A 20062-nucleotide genomic window follows, 5' to 3' on the forward strand; every position below is an offset into this window, starting at 1 on the left:
ATGAGCAGGCACAAGATTGCGCCCTCGGATAGCGCCCCTTTGGAAAGCGCCGCTTCGGAAAACGCAACGTCGCGCCTGCGGCCGCCTTACGGATCGGTGCTCGACCTGATCGGCCAGACCCCCGTGGTCGAGCTGACCCAATTCGACACCGGCAAGTGCCGGCTGTTCATCAAGCTCGAAAGCCAGAATCCTGGCGGCTCGATCAAGGACCGTATCGCACTGTCGATGATCGCGGCGGCCGAGAAGGAGGGCAGGCTGAAGCAAGGCGGCACGATTGTCGAGGCGACGGCCGGCAATACGGGCCTGGGGCTGGCCCAGGTCGGCATCCCCAAGGGCTACCGCATCATCCTGGTCGTGCCCGACAAGATGTCGCGCGAGAAGATCCAGCACCTGCGCGCACTGGGCGCGGAAGTGCGCATGACGCGCTCCGATGTCGGCAAGGGCCACCCCGAATATTATCAGGACATGGCCGAAAAAATCGCGGCCGAGCTGCCCGGCGCTTTCTACGCCAACCAGTTCGCCAATCCGGCCAACCCTGAGGCGCACGAAACCACCACCGGTCCGGAAATCTTTTCGCAGCTCGACGGCGATGTCGACGCGGTGGTGGTCGGCGTCGGCTCCGGCGGCACGCTGACCGGCCTTGGCCGGTTCTTCGCCAAGGCATCGCCGAAGACGGAAATGGTGCTGGCCGATCCGGTCGGCTCGGTGCTGGCGCCGCTGATCAAGACCGGCAAGATGGTGGAGGCCGGCAGCTGGACTGTGGAAGGCATCGGCGAGGACTTCGTGCCGCCCAATGCCGAGCTGTCGCTGGTCAAGAAGGCCTATTCCATATCGGACAAGCAGAGCATGCTGGCGGTGCGCGATCTCCTGTCCCGGGAAGGCATCCTGGCCGGCTCGTCTTCGGGCACGCTGCTGTCGGCCGCCTTGCGCTATTGCCGCGAGCAGACGTCGCCCAAGCGCGTCGTCACCTTCGTCTGCGACAGCGGCAACAAATATCTGTCGAAAGTCTTCGACGATTTCTGGCTGGCCGAGCAGGGGCTGGCCGAGCACGAGCAGCATGGCGACCTGCGCGACCTGGTGATGCGCACGCACCGCACCGGCGACACCGTCTATGTCGGTCCGGACGACAGCCTGCTCAACGCCTATGGCCGCATGCGCCGCTCCGATGTCTCGCAGCTGCCGGTGCTCGACGACGGCAAGCTGGTCGGCATCGTCGACGAAAGCGACATTCTGGCCAAGGTCGACGGCCCCTATGAGGGCCGCTGGGAGCGCTTCAACGCGCCGGTACGCACGGCGATGACCTCCAATCTGCATACTTTGCAGGCCAGCCAGACGCTGGACGCGCTGCTGCCGGTATTCGACCGCAACGAGGTCGCCATCATCTTCGACGGCGACGAGTTCGTCGGCCTGATAACCCGCATCGACCTGATCAACCATTTGAGGCGCCGTGCACGATGACCGCATCCGGAAAGAACCGCCTGGCCTTCTCCACCCGCACCATCCATGGCGGCCAGAGCCACGATCCCCTGACCGGAGCGGTGATGGTGCCGATTTACGCCACCTCGACCTATGGCCAGCAGTCGCCCGGCGTGCACAAGGGCTTTGAATATGCCCGGAGCCAGAATCCGACGCGCTTTGCCTTCGAGCGCGCGGTGGCCGATCTCGAAAGCGGCTCGGCTGCCTTCGCCTTCGCCTCCGGGCTGGCGGCGATCGCCACCGTGCTGGAACTGCTCGATTCCGGCGCCCACATCGTCGCCACCGACGACATCTATGGCGGCTCCTTCCGCCTGATGGAGCGTGTGCGCAAGCGCTCCGCCGATCTCAAGGTGAGCTTCGTCGACTGCACCGACCTTGCGGTTATAGAGGCGGCAATCCGCCCGGAGACGAAAATGCTCTGGGTCGAGACGCCGACCAACCCGCTGCTGCGCATCGTCGATCTCGAAGGCGTCGCAGCCCTTGCAAGGCGCAAGGGCATCCTCTCGGTCGCCGACAACACATTCTGCAGCCCCTATTTGCAGCGGCCGCTGGAGCTCGGCATCGACGTCGTGGTGCATTCGACGACGAAGTACCTCAACGGCCATTCCGACATGGTCGGCGGCGTGGCTGTTGTCGGCGACAACAAGGATCTGGCCGATCGCCTGAAATTCCTGCAGAACGCCATCGGCGCCATTTCGGGCCCGTTCGACAGTTTTCTCGCCCTGCGCGGCCTCAAGACATTGGCGCTGAGGATGGAGCGGCACTCGTCGAACGGCCTCAAGATCGCGCAGTGGCTGGAAGCCCGCAAGGATGTGCGCCGGGTCATCTATCCCGGCCTCGCCAGCCATCCGCAGCATGCCGTTGCCGTCCAGCAGATGCATGCGTTCGGCGGCATGATATCAGCCGTGCTCGACCGCGACCTCGCCGGCACGAAACGCTTCCTCGAACGCACGCAATTGTTCACGCTGGCCGAAAGCCTCGGTGGTGTGGAGAGCCTGATCGAGCATCCGGCGCTGATGACGCATGGATCGATCCCGGCGGAGAAGCGCGAAGAGATCGGCATATCGGATTCGCTGGTGCGGCTGTCGGCGGGCATCGAGGATGGCGACGATCTGATCGCGGACCTGGAGCAGGCGCTGGGGGGCTGAGCGGCGGCGCTCCCGCTGAGACGAGCCAGTCTCCAAGCCAGCGCTGCCCCTTACCTGCCTGCCGGCATCCTCCCGTATAGTGACGGGGAGAGGGGCGCTGTGTCTCGATTTGCGCCAATTATCAACGGCGGCAAGAGGGAGCCGGGGTTGCGGTATCTCCCTTCTCCCCGTCACTATACGGAGAGAAGGTGCCGGCAGGCGGATGAGGGGCAGCGCCAACTTCGCAGAAAGCCAGCCACAACCCCGTTGACCCCAAATCCCATCTGCCCGAGATGTAGAGCCTATGGCCACGCGCGACACATCTCCAGACGCTCCCCTCACTTTCGCGGTGCTGGTCTTCCCCGGCTTTCCGATGATGGCGTTCAGCTCGGTCATCGAGCCGCTGCGCGCGACCAATGTGCTGGCGAAGCGGGAATGCTATCGCTGGATCATCGTCGGCGCTACCCAAGGCGCGGTCGAGGCCTCGAACGGCGTCGTCATCCAGCCGCGCTTCTATGCCGGGGATGCGCCGAAGGTCGACCGCATCGTCGTCTGCTCAGGCGGCGATGCCGATCATCTCGTCGCCGAGGATGCGGCAAGCTGGATCCGCCGCAGCTTGCGCAGTGGCGCCCATATCGGCGCGGTGGCGGACGCCGCCTTCTTCCTCGCCCGCGCCGGCCTGCTCGACGGCCATGCCTGTACCTTGCACTGGACCAGCCAGGCGGCCTTCACCGAGGCCTTTCCCAATGTCGAGCTGAGGCGCGACCTCTATGTCATCGACCGCAAGCGTTTCACCTCGGCCGGCGGCGTCGGCAGCCTCGACATGATGCTGGAGATCATTACCCGCGACTACGGCGCCGAGCTTGCGGCCGGCGTCGCCGAATGGTTCGTGCACAGCCAGCTGCGCTCCAGCGTCGACCGCAAGCTGATGCCGCTGCGCCTGCGTACCGGCGTCCGGAACGAGCTGGTGCTGTCGGCCATCGCCATCATGGAGGACGCGGTCGAGGAGCGGCTCGGCATGGCGGAGCTCACTGCGCGGCTCGGCGTGTCGTCCGACAAGCTCGAACGCTCCTTCCGCTCCGAACTCGCCATCTCGCCCAATGGCTACTATCGGCGGCTCAGGCTGAAACGCGCCGCCGATCTCCTGGCGCACTCGACGCTCGCCGTGCGCGACGTGGCGCTCGCCTGCGGCTTTGCCTCGATGTCTAGCTTCGCGCGTGCCTTTCGCGAGGAGCACGGCCATCCGCCGAAGCTGGCGCGACGGCATTAGAGGTCCTGCTGGCACTGAGAGACGTTGGCGGGACAGCGGGGGGCGACTGGCACCTGCATCTCTCATTACCCCAGCGGCATCCCGCACAACCCACGCGGTTTTCCGCACAATCCCTCGTTACCGCCTGCGCCATGGTCTGATCTTGCAAACCACCCAAGGTCAGCCCCCATGAGCATCGTCGTATTCGACCCTGACAGCACTGAAGACGTTGACTTCCAGGACCGCATGCGCCACCCCGCGGCGGCCGATCCTGCCGGCGGCATGTGGCTGTCCGACACCGAGCCGTCTTTCATCGATGCCGACGCCCTTCGTAAAGGCCGGCTGGCCAAGCTGCGCGGTTGGATGCGCGAGGCCGGCTATGGCGGCGTGGTGCTGTTCGACCCCTACAACCAGCGCTACGCCACCGGCTCGCGCAACATGTTCGGCTATTTTCTGCGCAACTCGACCCGTTATTTCTTCATTCCGACCGAAGGGCCGATCGTGCTGTTCGAATATCCGCAGAGCTACCATGTCTCGATGGTGCTCGACACGATCGACGAGGCGCGTCCTTCCAAGCTCGTCTGGTCGTCGGTATCGGGCCGCGACGACGAGACCGCCGGTCCCTTCGCCGACGAGATCGCCGAACTCCTGAAGCAGCATGGCGGCGGCTCGATGAAACTCGGGCTCGACCGCTGCAGCCACTTGCAGGCGCTGGCGCTGGAGAAGCGCGGCTGCGAGGTCCGGGATTGCCAGGGCGAGATCCTGGCGGTGCGCGCGGTCAAGACGCCGGAGGAAGTCAAATGCCTGCAGGTGTCGATGGCCGGCGCGGAAGCCGCCGTCTATGCGGTGCGCGAGGCGATCAAGCCCGGCGTTTCCGAGAACGAGCTGTTCGCCATCATGTATGGCGAGGTCATCCGCCAGGGCGGCGAGTTCATCGAGACGCGGCTGTTGACGTCCGGCCAGCGCACCAATCCCTGGTTCAACGAGGCCAGCGGGCGAAAAATCCGGCCAGGCGAGTTGCTGGCGCTCGATACCGACACGATCGGCTGCTATGGCTATTATTCGGATTTCTCGCGCACCTTCCGCTGCGGGCCCGGCAAGCCGACCCCCTATCAGAAATCGCTCTACCGCATGGCGCACGACCAGGTTCAGCACAATATCTCGATCGTGAAGCCGGGCATGGCTTTCCGCGAGATCGCCGAAAAGGCGTGGAAGATCCCCGACCGCTTCGTCGACCAGCGCTACACCTCGGTCATGCACGGCGTCGGCATGCATGGCGAGACGCCCTTCATCGCGCACGCCATGGACTACGAGACCTATGGCCGCGACGGCCATATCGTGCCAGGCATGGTGGTGAGCGTGGAAAGCTATATTGGCGAGAAGGGCGGCCGCGAGGGCGTCAAGCTGGAGGATGAAATCCTGATCACCGAGACCGGCACCGAGCTCCTGTCGCGCTTCCCCTATGAGGATGAGTTTCTGGAGAAACAGGTTTGACATCCACTGCCCGCCTCGGCGACGCATCGCAGCTGAAGAACGAGCGCCTCATTCCTTGGCGCCCCCCTCTGTCCCTCCAGCGTTTGGAAGTATCTTGGGGGCCAGGCGCATCCGCATGAAAAGCCCTATCTCCGTCAAGCGCGGCACCGTGGCCGCTGTCTTCATCGACCTGCAGGAAGAGCACCGGCAGGACCCGCGCTACCTGGTCGAGGGTTTTGACAAGATTCTCGCCAACGTCCAGCGGCTGCAGGCGGCGGCGCGGCAGAACAATGTGCCGCTCTATCACTGGGCCTACATTGTCGATCTCGACAAGCAGGAGCGGCCCTTTCACCCTGTTGGAACCGACGGCAAGTCGGCCTTCTCCGACAAGAGCGATCCGCTGACCGAGATCTGCCGTGAGGTGGCGCCTGCTGATGGCGAGGCGCTGCTGATCAAGGCCGAGGCCAGCGCCTTCCGCGCGGGACCGGCCGCCGATCGGCTCAAGGCTTCCGGCGTCGAATGGCTGGTCATATCTGGCGTGTGGACCGAGGCCTGCATCGATGCCACCGTGAAGGACGCCGTGGCGCGCGGCTTTCGCGTGCTGCTGGTCAAGGACGCCTGCGGCAGCGGCAGTGCCGCCATGCACCAGACCGCAATCCTCAACCTCGCCAACCGGCTCTATGGCGGCGCCGTCACCGACACCGACGGCGCCTGCCTGCTGCTGGCTGGCGAGAGCGTCGCCGTCTGGCAGGTCGAGGGCTCGGTGCCGCTGCGCTTCAGCTTTGAAAACGCGGCCAGGCTTTACAGCGAGCTTTGAGGCAATGCCTTCCGAAACCGTGGGCAGCACTGAAATGACCGGTCGCAGCAAATACACGACGCGGCTCGACCCTGCGCTGTGGGCCTATATAGACGGCATCAACGCCTGGTATCCGCCCGAGACGATCGACCTGCCGATCGCCAAGCAGCGTGCGATCTATGACAGGATGTGCCGGGCGCTTCGCCAGCCCTATCCGCCGGGGGTGACGGCGAGCGACGACCTCATCGCCGCCCCCGGCCGGAACATCGCGGTGCGGCACTATGGGATGGCAGGCACGGCCGCGCGGGCCACGGTGCTTTATTACCATGGCGGCGGCTTCATCCTGGGCGGGCTCGACAGCCATGACGACATCTGCGCCGAGATCTGCGCCGGCACCGGCTTTGCCGTGCTCTCGGTCGACTATCGGCTGGCGCCCGAACATCTCCACCCCGCCGCCTTCGACGACGCTCTGGCCGCCTTCGAATGGGCGGCGGCTAGAGCGAACGGGCCACTGCTGCTGTCCGGCGAGAGCGCCGGCGGCAATCTGGCGGCGGCGGTCAGTCACGCGACGCGCGCTCGCGCGAAGAGGCCGACCGGCCAGGTGCTGATCTATCCCGGCCTCGGCGGCGACGAGACTGCCCGCTCCTACATCGAGCATGCCGAGGCGCCGCTTCTGTCGACCGGCGACGTCGCTTTCTACCGCCACGTCCGCTCGGCCAAGAGACAGGCGCCGGACGATCCGACCTTCTCGCCGCTGCGCGCCGCCGACTTCTCCGGCCTGCCGCCCACCATTGTCGTTACCGCCGAATGCGACCCGCTGTCGTCGGACGGCGAGGCCTATCGCGACCGCATCCTGGCCGCCGGCGGCAAAGCGAGCTGGCACGAGGAGAAGCGCCTCGTGCACAGTTTCCTGCGCGCCCGCACCACCGTGCCGGCTGCCGCCGAGGCGTTCCGGCGCATAATCGCGGCGATCGCGGCACTTGGCGCGGGCGAATGGCCCGTCGAACACTGAACCCGAGCGACGCAGCCCTCAATTGCGCCCGTAAAACGCGTTCGGGACATGCACCGGCCAGCGCCATGGCAGCACGGCGATCATGTCGAACCGCATCGACAGCCTGCCGTAATCCGGCTGGCGCGACAGCCAGATGTCGGCGGCGCCTTCGATGCGGCGCTCCGATTCATGGGCGATCGCCTCCATCGCTTCCATCAGCGTGCGGCGCGCCTTGACCTCGACGAACAGCACCAGGTCGCCGCGCCGCGCGATCAGGTCGATCTCGCCGAAACGGGTGCGATGGCGGCGCGCCAGGATCCGGTAGCCCTTCAGCACCAGCGCCGCCGCTGCCAGCCATTCGCCGCGATGGCCGCGCCGGTAGGCCTTTTGACGGCTGGCGCTCGGGAGCCTAGCCACGGTCCTCTCCAGAGGCATCCCTGAGTTCCAGCAGCCGTCGGTAAAGCGCCTGCTTCTGGCCCCCGGTCATCTTCGCCGCTTCCGCCGCCGCCTTCGAAGCCGGCATTTCGGCGGCGAGCGACAACAGCATCCGGTCGATATCGGCCGGCTCGTCCGCTCTGGCTTCGGCCGGGCCGACGCACACCACGATCTCGCCCTTCGGCGTGTCGGCCGCCGCATAGTGGTCGGCCAGCGCTCGCAGCGTGCCGGTGCGCATCTCCTCGAAGGTCTTGGTCAATTCCCTGCCGATCGCTGCCTTGCGCTCGCCGCCAAGCGCTTCGGCCATCGCGCCGAGAGACTCGGCCAGCCGGCGCGGCGATTCGAAGAAGATCAGCGTCGCCGGCACCGCTTTAAGCGCGTCCAGCCGCGCCAGCCGCTGCCCCGCCTTGACCGGCAGGAAGCCGGAGAACAGGAAGGCATCCGAAGGCAAGCCGGATGCGGTGAGCGCGGCAAGCGGCGCGGACGGACCGGGGATGGGCACGACGCGAATGCCCTGGTCGAGCGCCTCGCCGACCAGCCGGTAGCCGGGATCGGAAACCAGCGGCGTGCCGGCATCCGAGATCAGCGCCACGCTCTGCCCCGACTGGAGCGCCGCTATCAATTTTGGCCCGGCCTCGCCGGCATTGTGCTCGTGATAGGCCGTGGTGCGGCGGCGGATGCCGTAGCGGTCGAGCAGCACGCGCGACACGCGCGTGTCCTCGCAGGCGACCATGTCGGCGGCGGCCAGCGTCTCAAGCGCGCGCAACGTGATGTCGGCGAGATTGCCGATCGGCGTCGCCACGAGATAGAGGGCCGGTTCGAGCGGCCGGGCCGCGATCTCGGTCTGCCCGATCACATAGCTGCGCTTTCCCGTCTCGCCAGTCACCGGTGCCTTCTCCGTCAGCGGCGCGCCCGCGTCCAGATGGAGCCGCGAAGGACGTTCCGAAATTATCCGCCCTGTTTGGCACGGCCCGCGCCGGGTTGCAAAAGCCGCTGTAATGCAAGGCGAGCGCCATTCCTTCGCCACAGTAGGGAACGAAACCGTCTTTCGCAGATTTAGCCCCTGATTCCCCCGGGAGGACAGGATGGACAGACTGACCATACAGGACGCTTTCGAGCCTTACTATGCAGGCCGCAAGCGCTTTGCCGCGCAAGGAGACGGGAAGCCGCCCGCCACCACGGACGGCAAGCAGGGGCCCGCGCGCCGCCCGCCACCAGAGATCAAGCTACCCGATAACGAACCCGACAGCACGACGGAGCACTGACCGGACGATGCCCAATCGCTTCGATATTTTCATCACCCGTCTCGAAACCAAGAACGCCCGCCACGGCGCAGCACTACCCTCGATAAGCGACCAGCACCGCGCCCGCCGCGATAAGGGCGACGCCAAGCCAGTTCGCACCGGTGAGCCGCTCGCCGAGAAAGACCGCGCCAAACACCGCGACAAGCACGACGCTTAGCTTGTCGATGGGCGCCACCTGCGCCGCATTGCCGATTTTCAGCGCGCGGAAATAGCAGAGCCACGAGGCTCCGGTCGCCAGTCCCGACAGGCTAAGGAAAAGCCAGGTCTTCCCGGAGATCGAGGCCCACGATTGGAATTGGCCGCTGGCGGCGAGGATCGCCGCAAGCACGACCAGGATGATGGCTGTCCGGATGAGGGTGGCGAAATCGGAATTGATGGTCTCGATGCCGACCTTGGCGAAGATCGCCGTCAGCGCCGCGAAAGTCGCCGACAACAGCGCCCAGAATTGCCAGGAGAGCGGCAGGTTCATTCGGATAGCCTCACCGGTCGGGTCTCAACTCAGATACCGCGAAACAGCCGCCTCCAGAAGCGTAATCTTGGCTTCGAGATTGGGAGCAGCATCCCAGCCTACCGTGCCAGATCGGCCACCACGGCGTCGAGCACGATCATGCCGGCGGGCGTGGCGCGCAGGCGGGCGTTGCCGATCGGCGCCACCAGCCCTTCGCCTTGCAGCACCGACAGCCGCGCGCTCGACAGGCCGCGCCCGGAAAACGCTTCGTAACGCGACAGGTCGATGCCTTCCGCCAGCCTCAGTCCCATCAGCAGGAACTCGTCAGCCTCTTCGGAGCGCGTCAGGGTCTCGCCGCCGGTGACGCCATGGCCCTTGGCCTCGACCAGATTGGCCCAGGTTTCCGGCATCCTCTCCGCGATGGTCACGACGCGGTGGCCGTTCTCGACGAAGCGGCCATGCGCGCCAGGGCCGACGCCGACATATTCGCCATAGCGCCAGTAGGTCAGATTGTGCCGGCTTTCGGCACCCGGCCGGGCGTGGTTTGAGATCTCATATGCCGGCAAACCATGGGCTGATGTCACCTCTTGCGTCAGCGCATAAAGGTCGGCGGCGTGGTCGTTGTCGGGGATGATGAATTTCTTCGCCGCGTGCAGCGCGTGGAACGGCGTGCCTTCCTCGATGGTCAGCTGATAGAGCGACAGATGGTCGGCGGCGTGGCCGATCGCCTGTTCGAGCTCCGATGCCCAGGCCTCCGGCGTCTGGCCTGGCCGTGCGTAGATCAGGTCGAAGGAGAGCCTTGGGAATATCTCCCGCGCGAGCCCGATCGCGTGCAGCGCCTCGTCCACATTGTGCAGCCGGCCAAGGAAGCGCAAATCCTTGTCGTTCAGCGCCTGCACGCCGAGCGAGACCCGGTTGACGCCCCCAGCGCGATAGCCGCGAAAGCGTTCGGCTTCGACCGAGGAGGGATTGGCCTCCAGCGTCACCTCGATGCCGTCGGGCACCGTCCAGTTCTTCGCCACGGCGTCCAGGACCCTGGCCACCGTTTCCGGCTTCATCAACGACGGCGTGCCGCCGCCGAGAAAGATGCTGGTCACCTCGCGTGGGCCGGTGCGCTGGCGCATCGTCGCCAGTTCCGCCTCGAAGGCGGCGGCAAAGCGCTCCTGGTCGACCGGCTGGTGGCGGACATGGCTGTTGAAGTCGCAATAGGGGCATTTGGCCGCGCAGAACGGCCAATGCACATAGACGCCGAAACCGGGGCTGCGGTCGAGCGGCATGGTGGCGCCGGGCCTGATCATGCCGAGCCTAACCGGGCCAGACCCAATCGGGCTTGGGCGAATTTCTGGAAGGCGCGGGCGCGGTGCGACAGCGCCGTAGCCTGGCCGGGTTTCCAGCCGTGTTTTTCCTCGGCACTCATCTCGCCGAAGGTCTTTTCGAAGCCGTCGGGCAGGAACACCGGGTCGTAGCCGAATCCGAGCTCGCCGCGCGGCGGCCAGACCAACGTACCTTCGGCCTCGCCGCGGTAATATTCTGCCTCGCCATCGGGAAAGGCGAGGCAGATGACGGCGACGAAGCGTCCCGTGCGCTGCGCGGGCGTGGCGGCGCCGACTTCCTGCAGCGCCACTTCGGTGCGCTGCATGGCGATGCCGAAATCCCTGCTGCCATCAGGCGTTTCGGCCCAGTTGGCGGTGTAGACGCCGGGCGCGCCGTCGAGCGCGTCAACGCACAGGCCCGAATCGTCCGACAGCGCCGGCAGGCCCGTCGCCTTGGCTGCGGCGAAGGCCTTGATATAGGCGTTCTCCTCGAAGGTTGTGCCGGTCTCCTCGGGTTCGGGCAAGCCATAGTCCTTCGCCGATTTCGCCTCGAATCCGAATGGCGCCATCAGATCGGCGAATTCGCGCAGCTTGCCTTCATTGTGGCTGGCGACGACGATCTTTTTTCCGTCGAGAGAATGCATCAAAGTCCCCAGATTCTCGGCTCGGCGAATTCGATCGAATTGCCGGAGGGATCGCGGATATAAAGCGAGCGGCCGCCTTGCGGCCATTCGAATTCGCTTTCGACAGCGATGTTCTCCGCCTTCAGATGGGATTTCCAGCGGCTGATTTCATCGGCGGTCGCCGCAAAGCAGAGATGGCCTTCGCCCGATGTGCCGTGTGGCGGCACTTTCAGCCTCGCGTCGGGCGCGGGCGGGACCTTGGTCGCCTCGGCGTTGAAGATCAGCAGCACGCCGGCTCCGCAACGGAAGAAGAGATGGCGGCCCTCGACCTTGCCGAGAGGAGTGAGGCCGAGGATGTCGGTGTAGAAGGCTTCGGCAGCGGCGAGGTCGGTGACGTAAAGAGCGGATTCAAGAATGGCAGAGGGGATCACGAGGCACCCCCCTCTGGCCTGCCGGCCATCTCCCCCGCAAGGGGGGAGATTGGCAGCGTGAGCGCCCGCTCATGGTATTCTATGCTGATTACTGGCGAAGCTCGAGACAACAGCCGATCTCCCCCCTTGCGGGGGAGATGCCCGGCAGGGCAGAGGGGGGTGCCCAGGCTCCGCATGAATAAACTACGCCACCGCCATCTGCTGCAAACTCACCAGCCTCTGGATGCCTTTCTTGGCCAGGCCCATCAGCTCGGCGAACTGCCCTTCCGAAAAGGGCTCGCCCTCGGCCGTGCCCTGGATCTCGACGATGCCGCCCTTGCCGGTCATGACGAAATTGGCGTCGGTGCCGGCCGAGGAATCCTCGAGATAGTCGAGGTCGATGACCGGCTGGCCGTCATGGATGCCGCAGGAAATCGCCGCGACATGGTCCTTCAGTACCTTGGCGACGCTCACCATCTGCCGCGCTTCCATCCAGCGCAGGCAATCGTAGAGCGCCACCCAGCCGCCGGTGATGGAGGCGGTGCGGGTGCCGCCATCGGCCTGGATGACGTCGCAGTCGACGGTGATCTGCTGCTCGCCCAGCGCCTGCAGGTCGACCACGGCGCGCAGCGAGCGGCCGATCAGCCGCTGGATCTCCAGCGTGCGCCCGCCCTGCTTGCCGGCGGAGGCCTCGCGGCGCATGCGCTCGCCGGTCGAGCGCGGCAGCATGCCGTATTCGGCCGTAACCCAGCCTTTTCCGGAATTGCGCATCCAGCCCGGCACCTTTTCTTCCAGGCTTGCCGTGCACAAGACATGCGTGTCGCCGAACTTCACCAGGCACGAGCCTTCGGCATGTTTGGAGACGCCGCGCTCGAAGGAGATGGCGCGCATTTCGTCGAACTGGCGTTTGGAGGGGCGCATTCGGCCTGCTTTCTTGTCAGCTTTTTTGAATCTTGGCCGGCTTTTAGACGCATGCGGGGCACGGCGTAAAGGAAAATGGACCGGCGGCCGCAAACGCGGCGGCACCGGGGCGATCGCGCAACGCGACACCGGGTGATCGCAAACGGCGACACCGGGTGATCGCAAGTGCGACACCGGCTGATCGCGCAACGCGACACCGGGTTGCGCGCAGCGCCGCGAAGTCTATATCCTTGAACCGGAGGTTATGGCCGAAATGACCAAGGCAGTCGATCCCGCTTCGCAGTCGCTCGCTCTTCACGCGCCGGCACTTCAGGCGCTCGACATGCGTTCGCGCGACATCTTCCGGCGTATCGTCGATTCCTATCTGAGGGACGGCGAGCCCGTGGGATCGCGCAGCCTGTCGCGCATCCTGCCGTCCTCGCTGTCGCCCGCCACCATCCGCAACGTGATGAGCGACCTCGAACATCTCGGCCTGATCTACGCGCCGCACATCTCGGCCGGCCGTCTGCCGACGCAGGCCGGCCTGCGCTTCTTCGTCGACGCCTTCATGGAACTGGGCGACCTCTCCGACGAGGAGCGGCGCAGCATCGAGGCGCAGGTGCGAGCCTCCGGCTCGGGCGCCACGCTGGAACACATGCTGACCGAGGCCAGCCAGATGCTGTCGGGCATGTCGCGCGGCGCCGGCCTGGTGCTGGCCGCCAAGAACGAGGTGGCGCTTAAGCACATCGAGTTCATCCAGCTCGAACCGACCAAGGCGCTGACCGTGATGGTGTCGCAGAACGGCGACGTCGAGAACCGGGTCATCGATCTGCCGGCCGGCATCACCGTCTCGCAATTGCACGAGGCCTCGAATTTCCTCAACGCCCATATTCGCGGCCGTACGCTGGCCGAGGCGCGGGCGGAGGTCGAGCGTATCAAGGAAGAGACAAGGGCAGCGCTCGACACGCTGTCGCAGGACCTGGTGGAGAAAGGGCTGGCGGTGTGGGCCGGCGCGGAAAGCGGCCTGCCGGCGCGCCTGATCGTGCGCGGCCGCGCCAATCTGCTCGAAAACGTCACCGCCCAGGCCGACATCGAACTCCTGCGCCACCTGTTCGAGGACATGGAGACGCAGGACGGGCTGATCCAGCTGCTCGACCTCGCCGAGGCGGGACCGGGCGTGCGCATCTTCATCGGCTCGGAAAATAAGCTTTTCTCGCTCTCCGGCTCGTCGCTGGTCGTGGCACCCTACCGCGACAAGGACGCCCGCGTCGTCGGCGCGCTCGGCGTCATCGGCCCGACCCGGCTCAACTATGCCCGCATTGTCCCGATGGTCGACTATACGGCGCAGCTGATATCGCGCATGCTGCGCTGAGAGCTGGGATCGATCCAGACGGCCGAGGAGAGAAAAGATGGCGCTGGAATCGTTCAAGGCCCAGATCAGCCTGCTGCTGGAGGAGATGGTCAACCAGCCTGAGGATGTGCGCGAAGTGCAGGAGCAATTGCGCGAGAAGCTGCGCGAAATCCGCGCCATGGGCATGCCGCTGCCGGCCGATCTCGTCGAACTGGAAAAGAACCTCGACGCCGATCTCGATCTCGACGCGGATAGCTGACCCGAATTCCTTCAACTCCCCGTGTCGTCCGGAACGACTGCCGAGCCCGCCCGTTCCCTTGATGCATGTGACTTCGGTCTTGGGACAACGACATGCATGAAGAAGCGAGAAGCTGGAGACTGGGATGATCCGACTTGCCGGCGCCGTGGTAATCGCTGCTGCCTTGCTCTTCGCCGCGACGGCATTGGCTCAGCAGGAAGAGCCGGTGCTGAAGGGCGCGGCCGCATTCGGTGACTGGCGGGCCGATGCGCCGGGCGTGCGCCGGTTGATCAGCCCGCAAGACCAGCCCAGGCCCTATGTCACCAGATCCGCCTCGAACGGCGCCGGTCCGGTGCAAAGGCCGCAAGGCGCCGAGCCGCGGCTGCCGGCGGGCTTTTCGGCGGAACTGATCGCTTCGGGCATCGACAATCCGCGCGTCGTGCGCGTCGCGCCCAATGGCGACCTGTTCGTCGCCGACAGCGAGGCCAACCAGATCCGCGTCTACCGTCTCGGCGAGGGCAGCGCGAAACCTGTCAGGGACGGCATCTTCGCCCGCAATCTCAACCAGCCCTACGGCATCGCCTTCTACCCGCCTGGGGACAACCCGCAATGGGTCTATGTCGCCAACAGCGACAGCATCGTGCGCTTTCCCTACCGCGATGGCGACCTGGAGGCCTCCGGCGAGCCGGAAACCATCGTCCGCGATATTCCGGCCACTCATCACTGGACCCGCGACATCGCCTTCTCGCCGGACGGCAAGACGCTGTATCTCTCGGTCGGCTCCGGCTCGAACGCCGCCCAGGACATGGCAAGGAAACCGCGGGGCGGGCTCGACGCCTGGGCCAGGTCGAAGCCGCTCGGCGCCACCTGGGGCGCGGAGGAAGGCCGCGCCGACGTCAGGGCTTTCGACCCGGACGGTAGGAATGGGCGCATCGTCGCCACCGGCCTGCGCAACTGTTCGGGCATGGCCATCCAGCCGGCGGCGGGCGCGCTGTGGTGCGTGGTCAACGAGCGCGACGCGCTCGGCGACAACGTGCCGTTCGAATATGCGACCGAAGTGAAGGAAGGCGCCTTCTACGGCTGGCCCTGGTACTATATCGGCGACAATGAGGATCCGCGCCACAAGGGCGCGCGTCCCGACCTTGCCGGCAAGGTCACCGTCCCCGACATTCTGATGCAGGCGCATTCGGCGCCGCTCAACATCGCCTTCTACGACGGCAGGAATGTCCGCGCAGGATCCGGTTTTCCGGCCGAATACAGGGGCGACGCCTTCGTCGCCCTGCACGGTTCGTGGAATCGCGGCAACAGGACTGGCTACAAGGTGGTGCGGCTCAAGTTCAAGGACGGCAAGCCGACCGGCGAATATGAGGATTTCATGACCGGCTTCGTCACCTCCGGCGGCGAGGTCTGGGGCCGGCCGGTCGGCGTGGCGGTGGCGAGCGACGGCGCGCTGATCGTCACCGAGGACGGCAACGGCACCATCTGGCGCGTGACCTACGGCGACGGCCGGTCCTGATCCGCTGGGAGGCCTCGAGCACGGGGCATGCCTGGTGCAACCAAATCCGGCTCCAGGCAATTCCCGCCCGCGAAACTCTGTGCGACAAGGCGCCGTCCCAGCAGTTTCGCGGACGCAAGGCTCGATCCATGACCCTCACCGGCTTTCTCGCCTACAGCGCCGCCCTCGGCTTGGCCGCGGCCATTCCCGGCCCCGGCATCACCGCGCTTGTGGCGCGCGCGCTCGGTTCCGGCTTCCGCTCGTCGCTGGCCATGTCCTTCGGCCTGATGCTCGGCGACCTCCTTTATCTCACCGCCGTGGTGCTTGGGCTTGCCTTTGTCGCGCAGACCTTCGGCCTGGTGTTCCTCGCCGTCAAATGGGCCGGCGTCGCCTATCTCGCCTTCCTCGGCTGGCGCTTCTGGACCGCCGGCATCACGCCCGAGACGGTCGAGGCCAGGAAAGGCAAGGGCGGGCTAGCGTCGAGCTTCCTCGCCGGCCTGACGGTGACGCTCGGCAATCCGAAGACGATGATCTTCTATCTCGCCATCACGCCGACCATCGTCGACCTCAAGACCATCACGCTGGCCGATTACGGCATCCTCGCCGCACTCACCGTCCTCGTCCTGTTCGTGGTGCTGGTGCCTTATCTGGCGCTGGCGGCCAAGGCGCGCTGGTTCCTGCGCTCGCCGCGCGCCCTGAAGGCGCTGAACCGCACCGCGGCCGGTTTCATGGTCGGCGCGGCGGCGGCGATCGCCGCCCGCCAATAGGGCCATTTTTGCCAAGGCATTCCGCCGGACTGGCTTTTGCGGGAACGCTTTTCCGAGGCCGAGGCGTTTTAGACACGGGCCCCACTCGGATATTTTCGGGCGACGGTCTATCTTGCGTCCGTGGAAGGCCTATCTTGGCGGCCATCCGTCTGAGATCAGTTCCATCCGCCTGACATTCTGGGAGCCAAACCAATGAACAAGTTCGCCGCCTCCGCTCGTGTTCCCGGCCGTGGCCGCATCTACAATTCCATCACCGATACGATCGGCGACACGCCACTGGTGCGGCTCGACAAATTCGCCAAGGAGAAGGGCATCGCTGCCCATCTCCTTGCCAAGCTCGAATTCTTCAACCCGATCGCCTCGGTCAAGGACCGTATCGGCGTGGCGATGATCGAGGCGCTCGAGGCATCGGGCAAGATCGCTCCCGGCAAGACGACGCTGATCGAGCCGACTTCGGGCAATACCGGCATAGCGCTTGCCTTCGCTGCCGCCGCCAAGGGCTACAAGCTGATCCTCACCATGCCCGAGACCATGTCGGTCGAGCGCCGCAAGATGCTGGCGCTGCTCGGCGCCGAACTGGTGCTGACCGAAGGGCCGAAAGGCATGAAGGGCGCCATCGCCAAGGCCGACGAACTGGCGGCCACCATCCCCAACGCCATCATCCCGCAGCAGTTCGAGAACCCGGCCAATCCCGAGATCCATCGCACGACGACTGCCGAGGAGATCTGGAACGACACCCATGGCGAGGTCGACATCATCGTCTCCGGCATCGGCACCGGCGGCACCATCACCGGCGTCGGCCAGGTGCTGAAGAAGCGCAAGCCTTCGCTGCATGTCGTCGCGGTCGAACCGGAAACCTCGCCGGTGCTGTCGGGCGGCCAGCCTGGCCCGCACAAGATCCAGGGCATCGGCGCCGGCTTCGCGCCAAAAATCCTCGACACCACCATCTATGACGAAATCGTCACGGTCTCGAACGAGGATTCGGTCGCCAATGCCCGCCTCGTCGCCCGGCTGGAAGGCGTGCCGGTCGGCATCTCCTCGGGCGCCGCTTTGCAGGCGGCGATCGTCGTCGGCTCGCGGCCGGAGAACAAGGGCAAGAACCTGGTGGTGATCATCCCGTCCTTCGCCGAACGCTACTTGTCGACCATCCTGTTCGAGGGCTTGGGGGCGTAGGGTCTTCGTTGGGCGAAGCGATACGGCGCGTCGCCTGTCGAGTTCCGACACGCTCTCTTCTGCCCTGCCGGGCGCTTAACACAAAAGGCGCTTAACCTGGCCCGCTGAAAAAACCCGCGGTGGCGGCTGCCACGGGCTTGAGCAGCGCCCTGCTTCCGGTTCATATCGCCCCCGGCCCCCGCAGGGCCGGCGGAGGACCTCATGTACAAGCTCTACACCCGTCCCGGCAGCGGCGGCTTCGTTGTCGAGGCGGCCCTGGCGCTGGCCAAGGCGCCGTTCGAGCAGATCGACGTACCGAAATCCGATCGGCCCGATCCCGCTTTCCTCCACATCAGCCCGCTGAACCAGGTGCCGGTGCTGACCTTGCCGGACGGCCGCTCGCTGACCGAATCGGCGGCCATCTGCATCCTGCTCGCCGAACGCCATCCGCGGGCCGGGCTGGCGCCGGCGGCCGATGAACCGGCCCGCGCCGACTTCCTGCGCTGGATGGCGTTCATGTCGTCCGCCCTCTATCCGGCGGTGCTGCGTTTCTACTACGCGCCGCGCTACACGGCCGACGCCGACGGCGCCAAGGCCGTCAAGCAGGCGGCCGTGGCCGAGATGGACCGCGGCTTTGCCGTCGTCGATGCCGCCTTGCGCGGCCGCGACTGGCTGGCAGGCGAGGCGATGTCGGTGGCCGATATCTATTTGGCCATGCTGGTGGCCTGGCATCCCGACAGCGGCAAGGCACGCACTGCCTGGCCCGACATCGAACGCCTGTGGGCCAGGCTTCGCGAGCACCCGCTGATGAAGACGCTCAACGCATCGCACGAAATGTGGCCGGGCTGAACAATTCATCGGCAAAGCACCGCGCTCAGGCATTTCAATGCCTGAGCGTCGCGCGTTTTCCCTGCAGGAAGCGGCGTACCGCCGGATCGCTTTCAAGGCCGATCGCACGGTCATAGGCTTCGACCGCCTGCGGCACCTGGCCGAGCCTGGCCAGAAGGCCGGCGCGCGCTGCCCAATAGGGCTGGTAATCATTGAGCCGCTTGTCGTCGCCAAGCACGTACAGCGCCGCCAGCCCCGCCACGGCGCCCTCGGCTTCGGCGATCGCCACCGCGCGGTTGATCGCCACCACGGGCGATCGTGCGATCGAAAGCAACGCGTCGTAGAATTCGCGGATCGCCACCCAGTCGGTCTCGCCGCTCAGCCGCCGCGCCGCGTGAACGGACTGCACGGCCGCCTCGAGCTGGTAGCGGCCGATCACGCCCATGGAGGCGGCGCGGCCGAGCAGGGTTTCCGCCTCGTCGATCAAGGCATGATCCCAAAGCGCATGATCCTGCTCGGCGAGCGGCACATAATCTCCGGACCCATCGCGGCGCGCGGTACGGCGCGCCTCGGCGAACAGCATCAGCGCAAGCAGGCCCAGCGCCTCCGGTTCGTCCGGCAGCAGCGAGGCCACCAGCCTGCCGAGCCAGATCCCTTCGGTGGCCAGGTTCCGGCGCCGCGTCTCTGTGCCCGCCGGGTCGGACCAGCCCTCGGCGAAGGTCGCGTATATGGCCTCCAGCACGGTATCCAGGCGCTCGCCGAGTTCGGCCCGCTCCGGTACGCGGAACGGAATGCCGGCTTCACGGATGCGGGCCTTGGCCCGCACCAGGCGCTGGCCCATTGTCGCCGGCGGAACCAGGAAGGCGGAGGCGATCGTCGCGGCGTCGAAACCAAGCACGGCCTGCAGGATCAGCGGCGCGCGCACGCCAGGTTCGATCGCCGGATGCGCGCAGGCGAACATCAGCCGCAGCCGTTCGTCGGGCAGGTCCTGGTCGGTCATGCACGCCTCCGCCTCCTCGGCAATCAGCTTGAGATGGTCGCGGCCGGCTTCGCTGGTGAGCCGCCGCCGCACCGCGTCGACACGCCGCCGCCTTGCCACGGCAAGCAGCCAGGCCTCCGGCTTTTCGGGCACGCCGGTTCGTGGCCAGCGTTCGAGCGCCGCTGCAAAGGCGTCGGCCAGCGCGTCCTCGGCGGCGGCCACGTCGCGCGTGGGCGCCGCGAGCCAGGCGACCAGCTTGCCGTAGCTTTGCCGGGCGGCGGCCTCGGCGGCTGCCCGGGCAATCTGCGAGCTGCTGTCCATCACATCGTCATTTCTTGGGCATGTATTCGGCCATTTCCCAAATCGGCCGCAACTCGACCGTGCCTGTGCTGGCCGCCGGGCAGCGCGCCGCCCATTCGATGGCGGTATCGATGTCGGCCGCTTCGATCATGTAGAAGCCGGCAAGCTGCTCCTTGGTGTCGGCATAGGGGCCGTCGATCACGTTGGTCTTGCCGTCGGTGATCCGCACCGAGGTGGTTGCCTGAGTCGGGCGCAGCCTTTCTCCGGCCAGCCACGCGCCGGATTTCTTCAACGCTTCGGTATAGGCGCCATAGGCCGCGCTCATCTGTTGAGCCTTCTCGATCGGCGTGTTCGCCAGTGCGGCTTCGTCGTTGTTGATCAAAAGCATGTATCGCATGGGTCTTCTC

At 66.1% G+C, this 20062-nt stretch carries 22 protein-coding genes; 13 read left to right on the forward strand and 9 right to left on the reverse strand.

What is annotated here, in order from left to right; translation table 11 throughout:
• The 6 genes from FJ867_RS03135 to FJ867_RS03160 all read left to right on the forward strand — a co-directional run bounded on the left by FJ867_RS03135 (position 1) and on the right by FJ867_RS03160 (position 7133).
• Complete coding sequence (locus tag FJ867_RS03135) at positions 1-1458, forward strand: pyridoxal-phosphate dependent enzyme (RefSeq protein ID WP_140816510.1); 1458 nt, start codon at positions 1-3, stop codon at positions 1456-1458.
• A complete protein-coding gene (locus FJ867_RS03140) occupies positions 1455-2624 on the forward strand; it encodes a PLP-dependent aspartate aminotransferase family protein (RefSeq protein WP_140554727.1) in 1170 nt (389 codons plus the stop codon). Before FJ867_RS03135 ends, FJ867_RS03140 begins: the two co-directional genes overlap by 4 nt.
• Positions 2625-2907: 283 nt before the next feature.
• On the forward strand, positions 2908-3873 hold the full coding sequence (locus FJ867_RS03145) for a GlxA family transcriptional regulator (RefSeq protein WP_140524457.1): 966 nt from the start codon (positions 2908-2910) through the stop codon (positions 3871-3873).
• Between the two features lie 168 nt (positions 3874-4041).
• The gene (locus FJ867_RS03150; RefSeq protein WP_140816512.1) at positions 4042-5346 is read left to right on the forward strand and encodes a Xaa-Pro peptidase family protein; all 1305 of its coding nucleotides are present in this window, start codon (positions 4042-4044) and stop codon (positions 5344-5346) included.
• Positions 5347-5461: 115 nt separating this feature from the next.
• Positions 5462-6142 carry an isochorismatase family protein gene (locus FJ867_RS03155; RefSeq protein ID WP_140491835.1) on the forward strand — a complete coding sequence of 227 codons (681 nt, stop codon included), beginning with the start codon at positions 5462-5464 and terminating at the stop codon, positions 6140-6142.
• A 34-nt stretch (positions 6143-6176) separates the two neighbouring features.
• Positions 6177-7133, forward strand: a complete 957-nt coding sequence (locus FJ867_RS03160) for an alpha/beta hydrolase (RefSeq protein ID WP_140580263.1) — start codon at positions 6177-6179, stop codon at positions 7131-7133.
• An 18-nt stretch (positions 7134-7151) separates the two neighbouring features.
• On the opposite strand, the gene FJ867_RS03165 is transcribed toward FJ867_RS03160, so the two are convergent.
• Together FJ867_RS03165 and rsmI are read right to left on the reverse strand one after the other, a co-directional pair.
• A complete protein-coding gene (locus FJ867_RS03165; protein WP_181168306.1) occupies positions 7152-7529 on the reverse strand; it encodes a YraN family protein in 378 nt (125 codons plus the stop codon).
• Positions 7522-8433, reverse strand: coding sequence for a 16S rRNA (cytidine(1402)-2'-O)-methyltransferase (gene rsmI, locus FJ867_RS03170; protein ID WP_140563839.1), 912 nt, complete (start codon positions 8431-8433; stop codon positions 7522-7524). Before rsmI ends, FJ867_RS03165 begins: the two co-directional genes overlap by 8 nt.
• A gap of 199 nt (positions 8434-8632) precedes the next feature.
• Between rsmI and FJ867_RS03175 the strand changes: the two genes are divergently transcribed.
• The gene (locus FJ867_RS03175; RefSeq protein ID WP_140491829.1) at positions 8633-8812 is read left to right on the forward strand and encodes a hypothetical protein; all 180 of its coding nucleotides are present in this window, start codon (positions 8633-8635) and stop codon (positions 8810-8812) included.
• Between the two features lie 73 nt (positions 8813-8885).
• Here FJ867_RS03175 and FJ867_RS03180 read toward each other — a convergent pair whose 3' ends face one another.
• From FJ867_RS03180 to rph, 5 genes are all read right to left on the reverse strand, one after another.
• Entirely contained in the window at positions 8886-9320 is a 435-nt protein-coding gene (locus FJ867_RS03180; protein ID WP_140491827.1) for an EamA family transporter, read from the reverse strand.
• 98 nt (positions 9321-9418) lie between these two features.
• Positions 9419-10597: a radical SAM family heme chaperone HemW gene (gene hemW / locus FJ867_RS03185; protein ID WP_140816514.1), complete on the reverse strand. Its 1179-nt coding sequence runs from the start codon at positions 10595-10597 to the stop codon at positions 9419-9421.
• Positions 10594-11256: an RdgB/HAM1 family non-canonical purine NTP pyrophosphatase gene (gene rdgB / locus FJ867_RS03190; protein ID WP_140491821.1), complete on the reverse strand. Its 663-nt coding sequence runs from the start codon at positions 11254-11256 to the stop codon at positions 10594-10596. The genes hemW and rdgB overlap by 4 nt, the downstream gene beginning before the upstream one ends.
• Positions 11256-11666 (reverse strand): VOC family protein, encoded by a 411-nt coding sequence (locus tag FJ867_RS03195; protein WP_140673821.1) that lies wholly within the window; start codon positions 11664-11666, stop codon positions 11256-11258. Before FJ867_RS03195 ends, rdgB begins: the two co-directional genes overlap by 1 nt.
• 183 nt (positions 11667-11849) lie before the next feature.
• Positions 11850-12566 carry a ribonuclease PH gene (gene rph / locus FJ867_RS03205; protein ID WP_140491814.1) on the reverse strand — a complete coding sequence of 239 codons (717 nt, stop codon included), beginning with the start codon at positions 12564-12566 and terminating at the stop codon, positions 11850-11852.
• Between the two features lie 253 nt (positions 12567-12819).
• On the opposite strand from rph, the gene hrcA reads away from it, so the two are divergent.
• The 6 genes from hrcA to FJ867_RS03235 all read left to right on the forward strand — a co-directional run bounded on the left by hrcA (position 12820) and on the right by FJ867_RS03235 (position 18397).
• Entirely contained in the window at positions 12820-13917 is a 1098-nt protein-coding gene (gene hrcA, locus FJ867_RS03210; protein ID WP_140514128.1) for a heat-inducible transcriptional repressor HrcA, read from the forward strand.
• Positions 13918-13954: 37 nt separating this feature from the next.
• Entirely contained in the window at positions 13955-14155 is a 201-nt protein-coding gene (locus FJ867_RS03215) for a hypothetical protein (protein ID WP_140491810.1), read from the forward strand.
• Between the two features lie 124 nt (positions 14156-14279).
• Positions 14280-15650: a sorbosone dehydrogenase family protein gene (locus FJ867_RS03220; RefSeq protein ID WP_140491808.1), complete on the forward strand. Its 1371-nt coding sequence runs from the start codon at positions 14280-14282 to the stop codon at positions 15648-15650.
• A 128-nt stretch (positions 15651-15778) separates the two neighbouring features.
• A complete protein-coding gene (locus FJ867_RS03225; protein WP_140514131.1) occupies positions 15779-16396 on the forward strand; it encodes a LysE family translocator in 618 nt (205 codons plus the stop codon).
• 192 nt (positions 16397-16588) lie between these two features.
• Positions 16589-17569 carry a cysteine synthase A gene (cysK, locus tag FJ867_RS03230; protein WP_140816516.1) on the forward strand — a complete coding sequence of 327 codons (981 nt, stop codon included), beginning with the start codon at positions 16589-16591 and terminating at the stop codon, positions 17567-17569.
• Positions 17570-17770: 201 nt separating this feature from the next.
• On the forward strand, positions 17771-18397 hold the full coding sequence (locus FJ867_RS03235) for a glutathione S-transferase family protein (RefSeq protein WP_140514133.1): 627 nt from the start codon (positions 17771-17773) through the stop codon (positions 18395-18397).
• Positions 18398-18431: 34 nt separating this feature from the next.
• Here FJ867_RS03235 and FJ867_RS03240 read toward each other — a convergent pair whose 3' ends face one another.
• On the reverse strand, positions 18432-19676 hold the full coding sequence (locus tag FJ867_RS03240) for an RNA polymerase sigma factor (RefSeq protein ID WP_140559153.1): 1245 nt from the start codon (positions 19674-19676) through the stop codon (positions 18432-18434).
• Positions 19677-19683: 7 nt separating this feature from the next.
• The gene (locus tag FJ867_RS03245) at positions 19684-20052 is read right to left on the reverse strand and encodes a YciI family protein (protein WP_140491798.1); all 369 of its coding nucleotides are present in this window, start codon (positions 20050-20052) and stop codon (positions 19684-19686) included.
• Positions 20053-20062 lie beyond the last annotated feature (10 nt).

The sequence above is a fragment of the Mesorhizobium sp. B2-5-3 genome, assembly GCF_006441005.1.
GTDB lineage: Bacteria > Pseudomonadota > Alphaproteobacteria > Rhizobiales > Rhizobiaceae > Mesorhizobium.